Annotated in this window: 15 protein-coding genes; 2 read left to right on the forward strand and 13 right to left on the reverse strand. The window is 70.2% G+C overall.

What is annotated here, in order from left to right; all coding sequences use genetic code 11:
- Positions 1-62: 62 nt before the first annotated feature.
- Genes rplT through infC form a run of 3 tightly spaced genes read right to left on the reverse strand, consistent with a single transcriptional unit; the run spans position 63 to position 1351 of the window.
- Entirely contained in the window at positions 63-449 is a 387-nt protein-coding gene (gene rplT, locus H521_RS0112725; protein ID WP_022893408.1) for a 50S ribosomal protein L20, read from the reverse strand.
- A 31-nt stretch (positions 450-480) separates the two neighbouring features.
- Positions 481-675, reverse strand: a complete 195-nt coding sequence (gene rpmI / locus H521_RS0112730) for a 50S ribosomal protein L35 (protein WP_022893409.1) — start codon at positions 673-675, stop codon at positions 481-483.
- 55 nt (positions 676-730) lie between these two features.
- Positions 731-1351, reverse strand: a complete 621-nt coding sequence (gene infC, locus H521_RS0112735; protein ID WP_084512341.1) for a translation initiation factor IF-3 — start codon at positions 1349-1351, stop codon at positions 731-733.
- Between the two features lie 262 nt (positions 1352-1613).
- On the opposite strand from infC, the gene H521_RS0112740 reads away from it, so the two are divergent.
- Entirely contained in the window at positions 1614-1964 is a 351-nt protein-coding gene (locus tag H521_RS0112740; RefSeq protein WP_022893411.1) for a DUF1844 domain-containing protein, read from the forward strand.
- Between the two features lie 10 nt (positions 1965-1974).
- Here H521_RS0112740 and H521_RS0112745 read toward each other — a convergent pair whose 3' ends face one another.
- The 9 genes from H521_RS0112745 to H521_RS0112790 form a co-directional block, all read right to left on the reverse strand.
- Positions 1975-2751, reverse strand: a complete 777-nt coding sequence (locus H521_RS0112745) for a DNA-formamidopyrimidine glycosylase family protein (protein WP_022893412.1) — start codon at positions 2749-2751, stop codon at positions 1975-1977.
- The gene (locus H521_RS0112750) at positions 2738-7372 is read right to left on the reverse strand and encodes an Lhr family ATP-dependent helicase (RefSeq protein ID WP_022893413.1); all 4635 of its coding nucleotides are present in this window, start codon (positions 7370-7372) and stop codon (positions 2738-2740) included. The genes H521_RS0112745 and H521_RS0112750 overlap by 14 nt, the downstream gene beginning before the upstream one ends.
- A gap of 56 nt (positions 7373-7428) precedes the next feature.
- Positions 7429-8850: a pyridoxal phosphate-dependent decarboxylase family protein gene (locus tag H521_RS0112755; RefSeq protein WP_022893414.1), complete on the reverse strand. Its 1422-nt coding sequence runs from the start codon at positions 8848-8850 to the stop codon at positions 7429-7431.
- A 147-nt stretch (positions 8851-8997) separates the two neighbouring features.
- Positions 8998-9861: an SseB family protein gene (locus H521_RS23195; protein ID WP_022893416.1), complete on the reverse strand. Its 864-nt coding sequence runs from the start codon at positions 9859-9861 to the stop codon at positions 8998-9000.
- Positions 9845-10591 (reverse strand): bifunctional 1-(5-phosphoribosyl)-5-((5-phosphoribosylamino)methylideneamino)imidazole-4-carboxamide isomerase/phosphoribosylanthranilate isomerase PriA, encoded by a 747-nt coding sequence (priA, locus tag H521_RS0112770; RefSeq protein WP_022893417.1) that lies wholly within the window; start codon positions 10589-10591, stop codon positions 9845-9847. Before priA ends, H521_RS23195 begins: the two co-directional genes overlap by 17 nt.
- Positions 10592-10692: 101 nt before the next feature.
- Positions 10693-11331, reverse strand: a complete 639-nt coding sequence (gene hisH, locus H521_RS0112775) for an imidazole glycerol phosphate synthase subunit HisH (RefSeq protein ID WP_022893418.1) — start codon at positions 11329-11331, stop codon at positions 10693-10695.
- Entirely contained in the window at positions 11328-11942 is a 615-nt protein-coding gene (gene hisB / locus H521_RS0112780) for an imidazoleglycerol-phosphate dehydratase HisB (RefSeq protein WP_022893419.1), read from the reverse strand. Before hisB ends, hisH begins: the two co-directional genes overlap by 4 nt.
- Complete coding sequence (locus H521_RS0112785) at positions 11939-13039, reverse strand: histidinol-phosphate transaminase (RefSeq protein ID WP_022893420.1); 1101 nt, start codon at positions 13037-13039, stop codon at positions 11939-11941. The genes hisB and H521_RS0112785 overlap by 4 nt, the downstream gene beginning before the upstream one ends.
- 45 nt (positions 13040-13084) lie before the next feature.
- Positions 13085-13480, reverse strand: coding sequence for a LysM peptidoglycan-binding domain-containing protein (locus H521_RS0112790; RefSeq protein WP_022893421.1), 396 nt, complete (start codon positions 13478-13480; stop codon positions 13085-13087).
- A gap of 268 nt (positions 13481-13748) precedes the next feature.
- Between H521_RS0112790 and lexA the strand changes: the two genes are divergently transcribed.
- Entirely contained in the window at positions 13749-14426 is a 678-nt protein-coding gene (gene lexA, locus H521_RS0112795) for a transcriptional repressor LexA (protein ID WP_026482253.1), read from the forward strand.
- Between the two features lie 16 nt (positions 14427-14442).
- Here lexA and H521_RS23200 read toward each other — a convergent pair whose 3' ends face one another.
- The gene (locus H521_RS23200; RefSeq protein WP_084512353.1) at positions 14443-15210 is read right to left on the reverse strand and encodes an alpha/beta fold hydrolase; all 768 of its coding nucleotides are present in this window, start codon (positions 15208-15210) and stop codon (positions 14443-14445) included.
- Positions 15211-15289: the final 79 nt, after the last annotated feature.

Genomic DNA, 15289 nt, shown 5'->3' on the forward strand with positions numbered 1-15289 from the left:
CGCCTTCTTACGCGGCGGTCTTCGGTGCCGAGGTGTCGGCCGCCGAAGAATGCAGCGCCTTCTTACGCGGCGGTCTTCGGTGCCGAGGTGTCGGCAGGGAGGGCCTTCTTGGCCGACTCGACGAGCGCCGCGAACGTGGCGGGCTCGTTGACCGCGAGCTCCGCGAGGATGCGACGGTCGACCTCGATGCCCGCAAGGCCGAGGCCCTGGATCAGTCGGTTGTAGGTGAGGCCGTTCGCACGCGACGCGGCGTTGATGCGCTGGATCCAGAGGCGACGGAAGTCGCCCTTCTTCTGGCGACGGTCGCGGTATGCGTAGACGAGGGAGTGAGTGACCTGCTCCTTCGCCTTACGGTACAGACGCGAACGCTGGCCGCGGTAACCCTGGGCGCGCTCGAGAATGACCCGGCGCTTCTTGTGGGCGTTGACCGCCCGCTTCACTCTTGCCATGACTCTGTTTCTTCCTTAACGGGTCTGCGGCTCAGTGGCCGAGAAGCTTCTTGATGACCTTGGCGTCGGGAGCCGACACGATCTTGTCCTGGTTCAGGCGGGCCTTGCGCTTCGAGGACTTGACCTCGAGGTTGTGGCGCATCCCGGCCTGCTGCTTCTTGATCTTGCCGCTGCCGGTGATCTTGAAGCGCTTCTTGGACCCGGAATGGGTCTTCTGCTTCGGCATCTCGTCTTTCTCCTTGGTTCTGCCGCCACGCGAGTGGCGGACGGGTGTGTCTGGCTCAGCCCTCGGCGGGCTCTGCCGTCTGCGGCTCTGCTTCGGCCGGGGCATCCGCCGCCGGTCGCGCCTTCGCCGCAGCACGCTGTGCGTTCGCCTCGGCCTTGGCCTCGGACTTGTTCTTGAGGGGCCCGATCACCATGACCATGTTGCGGCCATCGATCGTGGGGTTGTGCTCGACGGTGCCGAACTCGGCCACGTCTTCGGCGAAGCGCTGCAGGAGACGCACGCCCATCTCGGGGCGCGACTGCTCGCGACCACGGAAGAGGATCATGGCCTTCACCTTGTCGCCGGCCTTCAGGAAGCCGACCGCGCGCTTCATCTTCGTCTCGTAGTCGTGCTTGTCGATCTTGAGACGGAACCGCACCTCTTTGAGGATGGTGTTCGCCTGGTTGCGCCGGGCCTCTTTCGCCTTCTGCGCAGCCTCGTACTTGAACTTGCCGTAGTCCATGATCTTCGCGACCGGCGGCTTCGAGTTCGGAGCGACCTCGACGAGATCGAGATCGGCCTCCTGCGCGAGCCGCAGGGCCACCTCGATCTTCACGACGCCGACCTGCTCTCCGGCAGGCCCCACGAGTCGGACCTCGGGGACGCGGATACGGTCGTTTGTACGGGGATCGCTGATGCGTGTTCTCCTCTACTCAAGCTGATTCGCTCGGTCGGGAGGCGGTTGCCGCCCGACGACGAAAGGAGAAATCCACGCATTGCGCACGGAATCCCACCGTGCAAATCATGCGGCACCCTGCCTACTCCCCTGTCTTGCGACGTGGGAGCGGAGTGCAATCGACCCGGTAACCTTGATGAAGCGGTATGCGCGGGTGGGAGAATCTCCACTTTCGTACCGGGGTGAAGCCCCGGAGCCCGAAGTAGTCTAGCAGAGGAAGTTCGTGAACAGTAGTTCAGACGAAACCACGGTCGAGGGCGCCACGCGCGACATCGCCGAGGTACCCGCGGTCGAGATCATCACGACCGCCGCAGTGCACCTCATGAGCGCGGCCGCCGTCAAGGTCGGACTCGCGGAAGACCCCGAAGAGCAGATCGACCTCGATGAGGCGCGCAAGCTCATCAACGCGCTCGCGGGTCTCATCACCGCCGGCGCGCCCGAGATCAGCGACATGCACGCTCGGAGCCTTCGCGACGGACTGCGTTCGCTGCAACTCGCGTTCCGCGAGGCCTCGGTCATTCCCGACCCGATCGGGCAGGGGCCGGGCGAGAAGTGGACCGGCCCGGTCAGCTGAGCCTCACGGTTCAGCGCTGGCAGTTCGGGCACCACCACGACTCCCGCAACTCGAGTTCGTTGCGGCCGAGACGACCGTGCTCGATGCGGGTGCCGCAGCGCCGACAGGCTTCTCCGCCGCGGCCGTAGACCCACAGTTGTCGGCCGCGACGGGTGTCGCCCGTCGTCGTGCGCGCTCGGCGATCGCGATTGGCACGGATGACCCGGCTGGCGAGCGCGACGAGGGGCTCGAGTTCCACGTCGGCGACGGCCCGGGTGGGCAGGATGCCGCGGAGGAAGCAGAGCTCGTTGACGTAGACGTTGCCGAGACCGGCGAGATTGCGTTGCTCACCGAGTGCGACGGCGATGGGCGCCTCTGGCGTGCTCGAGAGTCGCCGCACGGCCTCTTGCGGGTGCCAGTCGGCGCCGAGCAGGTCGGGCCCGAGGTACTCGAGTCGCGATCGTTCCTCGTCGGCGGGGAACACCTCGAGCGTTCCGAGGTCGAAGCCGACCGCGGCGGCATCGGCAACCTCGATGAGCGCCCGTGCCTGCCACGCCGGGCGATTCCAGCGCTCGCCCGGTCGGAAGACCCGCCACTCCCCCTCCATCTTGAGATGCGAGTGCACCACGTGAGCGCCGATGCGCATCAAGAGGTGCTTGCCGCGGCTGCCCACGGAATGCACGGGCTCGCCCGTGAGGTCGACGGTCGCGAAGGCCGGCACCCTGAGCTCGCACCGGGTGACGATGCGGCCGGCGAGCGCGGCGTCGAGGCGCTGTGCCGCCTGGAAGACGGTGTCACCCTCGGGCATCGAAGCGCAGCCCCCGTGGCGTCTCTCGGAATCCGGCTGCGCGCAGCGGCCGGTCGAGCACGGACCCGAAGACGGGTGCGCCGTTCACCGTCTCGACTCTGAGACGCTCGGAACGACCGCGAGTGAGGGCCGCGGTGAGCACGGTCGCGGCCGCCGTCAGCGCCTCGTCGTCGTCGGTCAGGATGAGGGCCGTGCGACCACCGCGCTCGAGGTAGAGCACGGCCTCGCCGTCGACGATCGCGACGAACGCCCCGGCCTTGCGTGCCGGCCGGTGCGTGCCGTCCCCGACGGGGTCGGGCCAGTCGAGCGCAGCGCCGAAGGGATTTGCTGGGTCGGTCGCCGCGAGGGCGATCGCGTCACCCTTCGGGGCGGCCCGCAGCCGATCGACGGCAGCGCCCGTCGCGAACTGCGCCCCGCCCTGGCCGTCGATGAAGTACCCGCGTCGCACTCGACCCGAGTCTTCGAATCCCGACAGGGTTCGATAGGCGAGCGCGAACCCGCCGAGGTGGCCCTCGGCCACGACGGAGCCGCGAGTGACGACGCCGTAGCGCTCGAGCAACGCCTCGCCGAGGGCGTGCGCCCTCGGCGTCGCCGCCGCGCTCGCGAGCGGCAGCACCGACCAGCGCCCGGCGGCATGCGCCGGATTGGCTCGTGCGGCTGCGGTGCGCCCGGCCTGCACGGTCGCCGCGAGCGACCGGCGCGACAGGGAGCCGGCACGCAACCGTGCGCGGGGGGTGGGCGCCGCCGTCTTGTGCGCTCCCCCACCGGTGAGCAGGCCGCGAACCGGTGCGAAGGTGTCGTTCGTCACGAGACCGGCCCAGACCAGCCGCCACAGCGCGTCGGCGAGGGCGCGATCGTCTTCGGAGCCCACGGCTTCGGCCAACTGCCGGAAGAAGAATCCGCCGCCACCGCCGAGCACCGCGATCAATTCGGCCTCGAGCGGGTCGAGCGGCGCGGCCGCCGGTTGCGGCAGCGTGAGCTCCGCGGCCTCGGCCAGGTGCAGGCTGATCCAGCCGTCATCGCCCGCGAGTGAGCCGGCGCCGGCCCAGAGCACTTCACCGGCGGCCGTCAACTCGTCGAGCATTCCGGGTCGATAGTCGCTCACCCGAGCGGGCAGCACGTAGGCCTCCCACGCCGACGCCGGAATGCGAGCGCCCTCGAGCTGCTCGATGACGGCGGCGACGCCGTCGATGCCGGTGAGCCGGCCGCCGACGTGCTGCCACGACGGCAGGAAGCGGGCGAACTCGCGCGGCTCGACCGGTTCGACCTCGTTGCGGAGCACGGCGAGCGAGCGCCGGCGGATGCGCCGCAGCACACCGGTGTCGCACCACTCCATGCCCGACCCGTGCGGCAGGAACTCGCCCTCGACCACGCGACGCTCGCCGGTGAGCCGAGCGAGCGCAGCGGATGCCACGGCGTGACCGATGCCGAAGCGCGCGGCGACGGCATGGGCCGTGAAGGGCCCGTGCGTGCGCGCGAAGCGGGCGACGAGGTCGCCGAGCGGATCGCGCACGGGCTCGCCGAACACCTCGGGAAGCCCGGGCGGGATGGGCACCCCGAGGGCATCGCGCAGCCGGCTGACGTCTTCGACCGCGACGAACCACGACTCGCCGGCGAACCGCACGGTCGCCGCCCGCCGCATCTGCACGAGCGAGGCGAGCGCCGCCGCGGCATCCGTCTCGTCATCGACGCGAGCGCCCACCTCGTCGGCGGTGAGCGGACCGAGATCGCTCAGCAGGTCGGCCACGCCCTCGTCGCCACGCGCGACCCGCTCGGGGTGCACGCGCTGCAGCATGCGTTCGACCTCGTCGACGACCTCGAGGTCGAGCAGCTCGCGCAACTCGACCGTGCCGAGGAGCTCGGCCAGCAGCCCCGGATCAAGCGAGAGGGCGGCCGCCCGCCGCTCGGCGAGCGGTGCGTCGCCCTCGTACATGAAGGCGCCGACATAGCCGAAGAGCAGGCTCGAGGCGAACGGGCTCGGCGACTCGGTGGTGACGTCGACGAACCGCAGCTCGCGCCGTTCGATGCGCTCGGCGAGCTTGGTGAGGGCCGGCAGGTCGTAGACGTCTTGCAGGCACTCGCGCACGGCCTCGAGCACGATCGGGAAGTCGGGGAAATCACGGGCGACCTCGAGCAGCTGCGACGCCCGCTGGCGCTGCTGCCAGAGCGGCGACCGCTTGCCGGGATTGCTGCGCGGCAGGATGAGCGCGCGCGCCGCGCACTCGCGGAACCGTGCCGCGAAGAGCGCCGACCCGCCGACGTTCGCCGTGACGAGCTCGGTGAGCTCGGCCGGCTCGAACGCGAAGAGCTCGGCGCCCGGAGGATCGTCGCCGGTGTCGGGCATGCGCAGCACGATGCCGTCGTCGCTCGCCACCGCGTTGGCGTCGACCCCGCTCTGCTCGCGGATGCGGGCGCCGATCGCGAGCGCCCACGGTGCGTGCACGCGCATGCCGTACGGCGAATGCAGCACGATGCGCCAGTCGCCGAGCTCGTCACGGAACCGCTCGACCACGAGGTTCGTCGCGTCGGGCACCACCCGCGTCGCAGCGCGCTGGTCGTCGATGAACTTCACGAGGTTGGTGGCGGCCCGCTCGTCGAGTCCGGCGACGCGACTGCGTGCGAGCGCATCGGCCGTGGGTGCGCCGGCGAGCTCGGCGATGAACCCGCCGATCGCCGCCCCGAGCTCGACAGGGCGGCCGATGCCGTCGCCGCGCCAGAACGGCAGCCGGCCGGGTTCGCCGAAGGCGGGCGCCACGAGCACCCGGTCGTGCGTGATCTCTTGGATGCGCCAGCTCGTGGCGCCGAGCGCGAAGACATCGCCGACCCGCGACTCGTAGACCATCTCTTCGTCGAGCTCGCCGACGCGCCGCCCCGGCCCGGCCTCGCCGACCATGAACACCCCGAACAGGCCGCGGTCGGGAATCGTGCCACCGCTCGTGACGGCGAGCCGCTGGGCGCCGCGCCGGCCGGTGATCGTGCCGGCATCGCGATCCCACACGATGCGCGCGCGCAGCTCGCCGAATCGGTCGGACGGATACCGGCCGGCGAGCAGGTCGAGCGTTGCATCGAAGGCCGAGCGCGGCAGGGTCGCGTAGGGCGCCGCGCGACGCACGAGCTCGAACCACGACTCGACGTCCCAGTCGTCGAGTGCGGTCGCCGCGATCGTCTGCTGCGCGAGCACGTCGAGCGGATTCGAGGGGATGCGCAGCGCTTCGATGGCACCGCCGATCATGCGCTCGGCGACGACTGCGGAGTGCAGCACGTCGGCGCGATGCTTCGGGAAGATGAGCCCCTTCGAGACCTCGCCGACCTGGTGACCGGCGCGGCCGAGGCGTTGCAGTCCGCTCGCGACCGAAGGCGGCGACTCGACCTGCATGACGAGGTCGACCGCCCCCATGTCGATGCCGAGTTCGAGGCTCGAGGTCGCCACGACGCAGCGCAGCCGGCCCGACTTCAGGTCGGCCTCGACGAGCGCCCGCTCCTCTTTGCTGACCGAGCCGTGGTGCGAGCGGGCGATCACGGCTGGGGCACCTCCCGTGATGCCCGAGGCACCCACGGCCGCCGCCGGCGCGCGCCGAGTCGGCATCGACACCGCTCGGTCGGGCGACAGGGCGGTCACGTCGCCGAGAACGGCGGATGCCGCGGCATCCGCCATTTCGGTCTCGGTCTCGGTCTCGGCCTCAAGGCGCTCTGCGTCACCGGCGTCGGGGATCTCGTCGACCACGGCCGTGCGTTCGGCCCACAGCTCGTTGAGCCGGGCGGTGAGTCGCTCGGCCAGTCGACGCGAATTCGCGAAGACGATCGTGGACCGGTGTGCGAGCACTTCGTCGAGGATCGCCTCTTCGACGTGCGGCCACACCGAGCCCGAGCTCGACTCGCCGGCGAGGTCGGCGAGATCGTCGACGGGAACCGTGACCCGGAGGTCGAACCGCTTGCCCGACGCGGGCGCGACGATCGTGACCGCTCGGGTGCCGCCGAGGAAGCGAGCCACCTCTTCGTGCGGGCGCACCGTCGCCGAGAGTCCGATGCGCTGCACCGGCTGCGCCGTGAGCTCGTCGAGCCGCTCGAGTGAGAGCGCGAGATGCGAACCGCGCTTCGTGCCCGCGAGTGCATGGATCTCGTCGACGATGACCGTCTGCACGCCGCGAAGCGTCTCGCGCGCCGCGGAGGTGAGCATGAGGAAGAGCGACTCGGGCGTCGTGATCAGGATCTCGGGTGGGCGGGCGACGAGCGAACGTCGCTCGGCCGGCGGCGTGTCGCCGGAGCGCACGCCGACCGACACCTCCGGCACCTCGAGTCCGTGAGCCGCAGCCGTGCGGGCGATGCCGATGAGGGGCGCCCGCAGGTTGCGCTCGACGTCGACGCCGAGCGCCTTGAGCGGTGAGAGGTAGATGACCCGCGTGCCGGTGGTGCCGGCGTCGGCACCCTCGTGGTGCAGCCGGTCGATCGCCCAGAGGAATGCGGCGAGGGTCTTGCCCGACCCGGTCGGCGCCACGACGAGCGAGTGTTCGCCTCGCGCGATCGACTCCCACGCACCCTGCTGCACCGCCGTGGGTGCGCTGAAGGACTCGGTGAACCACGCCCGTGTCGCGGGCGAGAACGCCTCGAGCGCCTTCGTCATGACTCCATTCAAGCGGATGCCGCCGACGTCGCGGCGATTCGCCGGATCGACGCCCGCTAGTCGGCGGGCGGCGCCTCAGCCGGGTCGGATGCGGCGAGGGCCCGTGCGACCGCGGCGACGGTACGGCGCACCTCCGTGGCGTCCGTGCGCCAGTTGCTCACCGAGAACCGCACGACCGTGCGACCGTGCCAGTGCGAGGTCATGGCGAGCACTTCGCCCTCGTTCCAGAGCCGTTCGCTGAGGGCCGCGGTCGCTTCATCGGTCTCCAGCGCGATGCACACCTGGGTGAACACGACCTCGTTCAGCACCTCGACGCCCGCGAGCTCGCCGAGGCCGTCGGCGATGCCCCGTGCCGCATCGGCGAGCCCGTCGACCAGCCTGGCCACGCCGTCGCGACCGAGCGACCTGAGCACGGCCCACGTCGGCACGCCGCGTGCTCGCCGCGAGAGCTCAGGCACGTTCTCGTGCGGATCGGCACCGACATCGGTCGCCTGCAGGTAGCTCGCGTGCATGCCGAGCGCGCGGCGCATGGCCGCGGGATCGCGGACGATCGCGATGCCGCAGTCGTACGGCACGTTCAAGGTCTTGTGCGCATCCGTCGACCACGAGTCGGCGTGCTCGAACCCGACCGTCAGCGGCCGGAGTCGCGGTGACGCGGCCGCCCACAGTCCGAAGGCGCCGTCGACGTGCACCCAGGCGCCCGCCGCATGAGCGACCTCGATCGCGGCCGCGAAGTCGTCGAACGCGCCGGAGTGTATGTTGCCGGCCTGCAGCGCGACGATCGCCGGCCCGGAGCCCGACGCGAGTACGGCTCGCAGCTGCTCGACGCGGATGCGGCCCTGCTCATCGGCCGGGACCGTGATCGGGCCGCCCAGGCCGAGGTACCGCGCCGCCAGGTCGACCGTGCCGTGTCGCTCCTCGCCGGCGATGTACCGCACCCGCGGGGCGCCCGTGAGCCCTTCGGCCTCGACGTCCCGGCCGGCGCGGCGCAGCACTTCGTTGCGCGCGGCGGCCATGCACGAGAACTGCGCCATCGTCGCCCCGGTCGTGAAGCCGACGTCGCTTTCGGGCGGCAGCCCGAGCAGGTCGAGCAGCCACGTCGCGGCGAGTTCCTCGACCGCGATCGCGCCCGGCGTGATCGTGCGCAGCCCGGCGTTCTGATCCCATGCCGAGACGAGCCAGTCGGCGCCCAGGGCGACGGGCTGCGTGCCGCCGATGACCCAGCCGTAGAACCGAGGCGAGCCGATCGCGATGAGTCCGGGTTCGACCGTTTCGGCGAGCCGGGTGATCACCTCGAGATCGGGCTCGCCGCCGTCGGGCAGCACCCGTCCGAGCCGATCCTTGATCTCGTCGGGCGTGGCATGCGGCGGGATCGGTCGCTCGCCCACCCCTGACAGCCACGCGCGCGCATGGCGACCCGCCGCATCGATGACCTCGCCGTAGACCCCATCGCCGGCTGTTGTGACCCCGTCGTCCATCTCGCACCTGGATTCCGTGCGCCGTGCGCACAACCCGATTGTGCGCCGCGCGATAGGCGCCGTCAATCTCCCAGTTCCGGCGAGGACGGCAGCGGCGAAGGCGATGTCGATGTCGATGTCGATGTCGACGTCGATGTCGAACGACTGCTAGCCGGCTCGACCGCCGACGAGCTTCACCGTGAGCGAGTCGACCGATGTCGCGATGACATCGTCAGCCGCCCAGCGACGCGCGAGGCGCGCGGTGGTCGCGTCGAGCTCTTCTCGACTGAGCCCTGCGATCAGTTCGAGTCGCACCACCAGTTCGGGGCCGGCCAGGCGCGCGTCGGGATCACCGGCGAGCAGCGTCACGCCGAGCACCGCGAGCTCGCGATCGATCGAGCGGCGGAACGCGGCCTCGACATCGCGCGACTCGAACGGCGGCTGCCAGTCGAGCGACTGCGCGACCGCCCAGACGGCAGGCCGGCGAAGCACGAACTCGCTCGGCGACCCGGGATCGAGGATGACGAGATCGGTGCCGTCATCGGCAGCCGCCAGGGCCACCCGCACGCCATCGGCCGGCACGGGTCGGGCGAGCGGGTTCCATCGCGACATCGCCTGCACCGACGCGAACACCGGCAGCACCTTGCGACCGTCGGGCCCCTGCACGGTGACGATCGAGAGCTCCTGGCTCTTGTCGACGGCAAGGCCGTGCGCCCCCCTCTCAGCGCCGCCGTCACCGAGCTCGGCGAGCAACGGGATCAGCAGGCGAGCGCGGGAGAACGCGACGACGACGGCGGCCTGGCCAGCGTCGCCCGAGCGAAAGGCGGTCAGCGCGTTGTCGAGGGCCTCGGGTGCACTGCCGTCGTCGGCGGCATGCGTGTTCGGCTGGAAGGAACGGCCGGCCCATGGCACGCCGGCCGAATCGGCCGCGGGGTCGAGCGCCCCGGAACCGGGGTTCGACCCACCGACGGATGCCGCGGCATCCGTCACCCGGCGGCCCGGCTCGCTGCCGGGATCACTGCGAGGCGACATCCAGTGCCTCGACGAGCGTGAACGCGCCGGCGTAGAGCGCCTTGCCGACGATGGTGCCCTCGAGACCGAGCGGCACGAGTTCGCGCAACGCGACGATGTCGTCGAGGCTCGAGATGCCGCCCGATGCGACGACCGGCCGGTGCGTGCGGTCCATCACCTGGCGCAGCAGGTCGATGTTCGGACCCTGCAGCGTGCCGTCCTTCGTGACGTCGGTGACGACGTAGCGCGCGGCGCCCGCCTCTTCGAGGCGGTCCATGACCTGCCAGAGATCGCCGCCGTCCTGCGTCCAGCCGCGCGCGGCGAGGGTCGTGCCGCGCACGTCGAGGCCGACCGCGATCGCCTCGCCGTACTGGGCGATCACCGAAGCGGCCCACTCGGGGTTCTCGAGTGCTGCGGTGCCGAGGTTGATGCGCTTGGCGCCGATCTCGAGGGCGTGCTCGAGCGATTCGTCATCGCGGATGCCGCCGGAGAGTTCGACGTTGACCCCGCGCACCTGCCGGATGACCTTCTTCAGCACGCCGGCGTTGGAGCCGCGGCCGAAGGCTGCGTCGAGATCGACGAGGTGGATCCACTCGGCGCCCTGGTCGGCCCAGTCGACGGCCGCGTCGACGGGGTCGCCGTAGCTCGTCTCGGTGCCGGCTTCGCCCTTCGTCAGGCGAACCGCCTTGCCGCCGGCGACGTCGACCGCCGGTAGCAGCACGAGGCGGGGGGTCTTGTTGAATTCACTCATTCACTGTCCTAGTCGTCGCGGTCGCGCCTTGCGAGTCGGCACAGTCACAGCATCCTAGCCCGACCTCGATCGGAGCGAGATGCACGCGACGTGCTAGCGACTCACTCGAGGGTGCCGAGCCAGTTGGCGAGCAGACGGATGCCGGCGTCGGCCGACTTCTCGGGGTGGAACTGCGTGGCCGAGAGCGGGCCGTTCTCGACCGCCGCGAGGAAACGGCCGCCGTGCTCGGCCCAAGTCAGCGCGGGCGCTGGGAATGGCGGCATGACATCGAGCAGCCACTGCTGCGCGGCGAAGGAGTGCACGAAGTAGAAGCGCTCGTCTTCGATGCCGGCGAACAGGGCGGAGCCCGCGCCTGGCTCCACCGTGTTCCAGCCCATGTGCGGCAGCACCGGCGCGGGAAGCTCGGTCACCGTGCCCGGCCATTCGCCGAGACCCTCGGTGTCGACGCCGCGTTCGACACCGCGCTCGAACATCACTTGCATGCCGACGCAGATGCCGAGCACCGGTCGGCCACCGGCCAGACGCCGATCGATGATCTCTTCGCCGCGAACGGCGTGCAACTGGTCGACCACGGCCCTGAAGGCGCCGACACCGGGCACCACGAGGCCGTCGGCCTCGAGGGCCGCGGCGCGATCGGCCGTGACGGTCACCTCGGCGCCCGCACGCTCGAGCGCCTTCGCGGCCGAGTGCACGTTGCCCGAACCGTAGTCGAGCACGACGACGCGCCGGCTGCGGCTCACAAGGCGCCCTTCGTCGACGGCACGCCCGAGACCAGTGGGTCGAGCGCCTTCGCCAGGCGGAACGCCCGGGCGAACGCCTTGAACTCGGCTTCGGCGATGTGGTGCGGATCGCGCCCGCCGAGCACGGTCACGTGCACGGTGAGACCCGCGTTGAACGCGATGGCCTCGAACACGTGCCGCACCATGGAGCCGGTGAAGTGCCCGCCGATGAGGTGGAACTCGAATCCGGCAGGCTCACCGGTGTGCACCAGGAACGGCCGGCCCGAGATGTCGACGACCGCCTGAGCGAGCGCCTCGTCGAGCGGCACCAGCGCGTCGCCGTACCGAGAGATGCCGCGCTTGTCGCCGAGCGCCTGCTTGATGGCCTGTCCGAGCACGATGCCGACGTCTTCGACCGTGTGGTGCACGTCGATCTCGATGTCGCCGCGCGCCCGAACGGTGAGGTCGGTGAGCGAGTGCTTGGCGAACGCCGTCAACAGGTGGTCGTAGAAGGGCACGCTCGTCTCGATGTCGCTGACGCCGGTGCCGTCGAGGTCGATCGAGAGGTCGATGCTCGACTCGCTCGTCTCGCGCTGGACCCGGGCGGTGCGCGATGCGCTCGATGCGGTCATGACGCCATCTTATTCGCGCCGTTCGGTGCCGAGACGGCGATCGCCTCGAGGAAGGCCGTGGTCTCCGCCTCGGTGCCGGCCGTCACCCGCAGGTGACCCGGGATGCCGACCTCGCGAATCAGGATGCCGCGCGCGAGCAGGTGCTCGAAGACGGCTCTCGGATCGTCGACGCCGCCGAAGAGCACGAAGTTCGAGCCGCTGCGATAGGGGTGGAAGCCGAGGCGCGACAGCTCGAGCGAGATGCGCTCGCGCTGTCCGCGGATCTCGTCGACCATCGCGAGCATCTCGTCGGAGTGCGCGAGGGCGCCGAGCGCCGCCGCCTGGGTGAGTGCCGAGAGGTGGTACGGCAAGCGCACCAGACGCAAGGCGTCGATCGCTGCCGGGTCGCCGGCCAGGTAGCCCACGCGCGCCCCGGCGAAGGCGAAGGCCTTGCTCATCGTGCGCGAGACGAGGAGTCGCGGTCGACCGTCGAGCAGCGTGAGGGCGCTCGGGGTGCCGGGTTCGGCGAACTCGAAGTACGCCTCGTCGACGACCACGATGCCGCGCGCCGCATCGGCGACCGCTTCGATCGTCTCGATCGAGAGGGGCGTTCCGGTCGGGTTGTTCGGCGCGCAGAGCAGCACGATGTCGGGGTCGTGCTCGAGCACCGCGGCCACCGCAGTGGCAGCACTCAACTCGAACTCGTCGTCGCGGCCCGCTGAGAGCCACTCGGTGCCCGTGCCGGACGCCAGCAGTCCATACATCGAATACGTGGGCGCGAAGCCGAGCACTGAGCGCCCCGGGCCGCCATAGGCCTGCAGGATGTGCTGCAGTACCTCGTTCGAACCGTTCGCCGCCCAGATCTGCGCCGCGTCGAGACCGTGCCCGAGGTAGTCGGCGAGAGCCTGTCGGAGTTCGCCGAACTCGCGGTCGGGATACCGATTGAGCGTGAGGATGGCGGCGGCGACGCGCGCCACGATGTCGTGGGCGACGGCCTCGGGGATCGGATGGGTGTTCTCGTTGACGTTCAACGCGACCGGCACGGCCTTCTGCGGGGCACCGTACGGAGCACGACCGCGAAGGTCGTCGCGGATGGGGAGGTCTTCGAGACTCGTCACCGCTCCATGCTAACGAGCAACCGCGGGGTGATTCTCAGACGTGCGTCACGGAACGACGGGCAGCGCGAGGCGCTGGCCCGGCTCGACGACCGCGTCGTCGAGAGCGTTGAGGCGCATGATCTCGTCGATGACCTCACGCACGTCGGCATGGGGATCGACGGACTCGGCGATCGCCCACAGCGAGTCGCCTTGACCGACGGTCACGTACTCGAAGGATGCAGCCTCGAAGGACGAGCCCGCCGAGTCGATATCGGCAGCCGCGACACCGGAACCGAGCACGGCGATGAACGCCCACACGATGAGCGGCACCGAGGCGAGGCCGGTGAAGACCACGCGGCCGCGCCGTGTGAGACGCAGGCGCGAACGCGGTGGCGTCATCGTCGCCTCCGCCTGACGAGCCCGTGCGGGCTGGAAGCCGGTCGTTGCGATCGCTGCGCTCATGTCACACCTCCTGTAGGAGTCGCACCCGACCCTCGGCCGGGAGGGCCGGATGCGAAACTCTGTTCCGAATATATCTTCGAAGAACCGGCATTGCAAGAACCGATCGCCGGAAACTCGCGGACCGAATCTCCGACACACTCGAACGAATGTTTGCCGCACGCGCGTGAGGCGGATACAGTTTCGAATATCTGGAAGACAGTCGACCAGACACCACCGACATTCGACCGCGAGACGGTCGTTACGAGGGGCGGAGACCTTGAGCACCGACATCGACGACGTGCAGGCGGCCGGAAGGCCACGCCGCCGCAAGAGCTTGAGCGCCAAGCAGATCGCGATCCTCGAGATGATCCAGCGCTCCGTGTCGAGCCGCGGCTACCCGCCGAGCATGCGCGAGATCGGCGATGCGGTGGGCCTCTCCTCACTGTCGAGCGTGACGCACCAGCTCAACCAACTCGAACTCGCGGGCTACCTCCGTCGTGATCCCAACCGCCCCCGTGCACTCGAGGTGCTGATCGAGCTGCCCGGCGTGACCGACCGCACGGTCACCTCATCGACCCCGACCCCGGTCGGTGATGCGGCGATGGTGCCGCTCGTCGGTCGCATCGCGGCCGGAGTGCCGATCATGGCCGAGCAGCAGATCGACGAGGTCTTCCCGCTCCCCCGCCAGCTCGTCGGCAAGGGCGAGCTCTTCATTCTCAAGGTCGTCGGCGAGTCGATGATCGACGCGGCGATCTGCGACGGCGACTGGGTCGTGGTGCGCTCGCAGCGCACGGCCGAGAACGGCGAGATCGTCGCGGCGATGCTCGACGGCGAGGCGACCGTCAAAGTGTTCCGTCAGCGCGACGGGCACACCTGGCTACTGCCTCGCAACAGCGCCTTCGAACCCATCGTCGGCGACCACGCCGAGGTGCTGGGCAAGGTCGTCGCGGTGCTGCGCGCGGTCTGAACGCCGCACCGAGGCGCTACGCGGTGAGCTGCGACGTGCGCACCGTCGTCGCGGCCCCGGTCGGCGCGAGGCCGTGCAGCCAGTCGAGCACCGCGTCCATGAATCCGGCGTGATCGTCGCGGAAGACGGTGTGGCCGGTGCCGGCCACCGTCTCGACGGTCATGCCCTGCATGCGCAGTTGTCGTGCGACCTTCGCCGTGATGAGCAGGCTCTTCTCCGCCAGCACCACGAGTGTGGGAGCCACGAGGCTCGCGGGCGGCACGAGCCGTCGCGTGTCGGTGAAGCCGAGGATGGTGCGCTTGTCCCAGTCGCGAAGCGTTGCGAGCTCGATGTCGACGTCGACCGCGCTCCACTTCGGGTTCATGCGCACGAGGGCGGAGCGACGCGGCCGTGGCGCCATCGCGAAGAACGCCTTGAACGCCCAGCCCTTGACACCCTTCGGGAACGAGAATGCCGGGTCGATGTAGATCGCGGCACGCGGCGCGAGTCGATCGGCCACGAGGCTGGCCACGAGGCCGCCGAGCGAGTGCCCCATCACGACGTCGGGCGGCCCGTCGAGCAGTGGAACGAGCGTCTCGACGACGTCGTCGGCCCAGCCCGCCGGCGAATACCGCAGGGCTCGCGGACTGCGTCCGTGACCGGCCAGATCGACGGCCAACACTCGGAATCCGCGGCCTTCGAGTTCGGCAGTGACCCGATGCCAGGCGCGCGAATCCGACATGATGCCGTGGATGAGGACCGCAGTTCGCGAGCCCCCGCCTGATTCGTGGACCGCGAGTTGCATGCGCCGACCGTACGCGTCGTGCCTGAGCATCAGCCCGGCACGAGCCGAGCGGATGCCGCGAGCCGCGACATCCGCTCGG

Origin of the sequence: Agromyces subbeticus DSM 16689 (assembly GCF_000421565.1) — a bacterium.
Taxonomy (GTDB): Bacteria; Actinomycetota; Actinomycetes; order Actinomycetales; family Microbacteriaceae; genus Agromyces; species Agromyces subbeticus.

What these genes read in the sequence shown, in the direction of transcription:
- rplT (WP_022893408.1), bottom strand. Translation starts at nt 449, where the DNA reads ATGGCAAGAGTGAAGCGGGCGGTCAACGCCCACAAGAAGCGCCGGGTC.
- rpmI (WP_022893409.1), bottom strand. Translation starts at nt 675, where the DNA reads ATGCCGAAGCAGAAGACCCATTCCGGGTCCAAGAAGCGCTTCAAGATC.
- H521_RS0112745 (WP_022893412.1), bottom strand. Translation starts at nt 2,751, where the DNA reads ATGCCCGAGGGTGACACCGTCTTCCAGGCGGCACAGCGCCTCGACGCC.
- H521_RS0112750 (WP_022893413.1), bottom strand. Translation starts at nt 7,372, where the DNA reads ATGACGAAGGCGCTCGAGGCGTTCTCGCCCGCGACACGGGCGTGGTTC.
- H521_RS0112755 (WP_022893414.1), bottom strand. Translation starts at nt 8,850, where the DNA reads ATGGACGACGGGGTCACAACAGCCGGCGATGGGGTCTACGGCGAGGTC.
- H521_RS23195 (WP_022893416.1), bottom strand. Translation starts at nt 9,861, where the DNA reads ATGTCGCCTCGCAGTGATCCCGGCAGCGAGCCGGGCCGCCGGGTGACG.
- priA (WP_022893417.1), bottom strand. Translation starts at nt 10,591, where the DNA reads ATGAGTGAATTCAACAAGACCCCCCGCCTCGTGCTGCTACCGGCGGTC.
- hisB (WP_022893419.1), bottom strand. Translation starts at nt 11,942, where the DNA reads ATGACCGCATCGAGCGCATCGCGCACCGCCCGGGTCCAGCGCGAGACG.
- H521_RS0112790 (WP_022893421.1), bottom strand. Translation starts at nt 13,480, where the DNA reads ATGAGCGCAGCGATCGCAACGACCGGCTTCCAGCCCGCACGGGCTCGT.
- H521_RS23200 (WP_084512353.1), bottom strand. Translation starts at nt 15,210, where the DNA reads ATGCAACTCGCGGTCCACGAATCAGGCGGGGGCTCGCGAACTGCGGTC.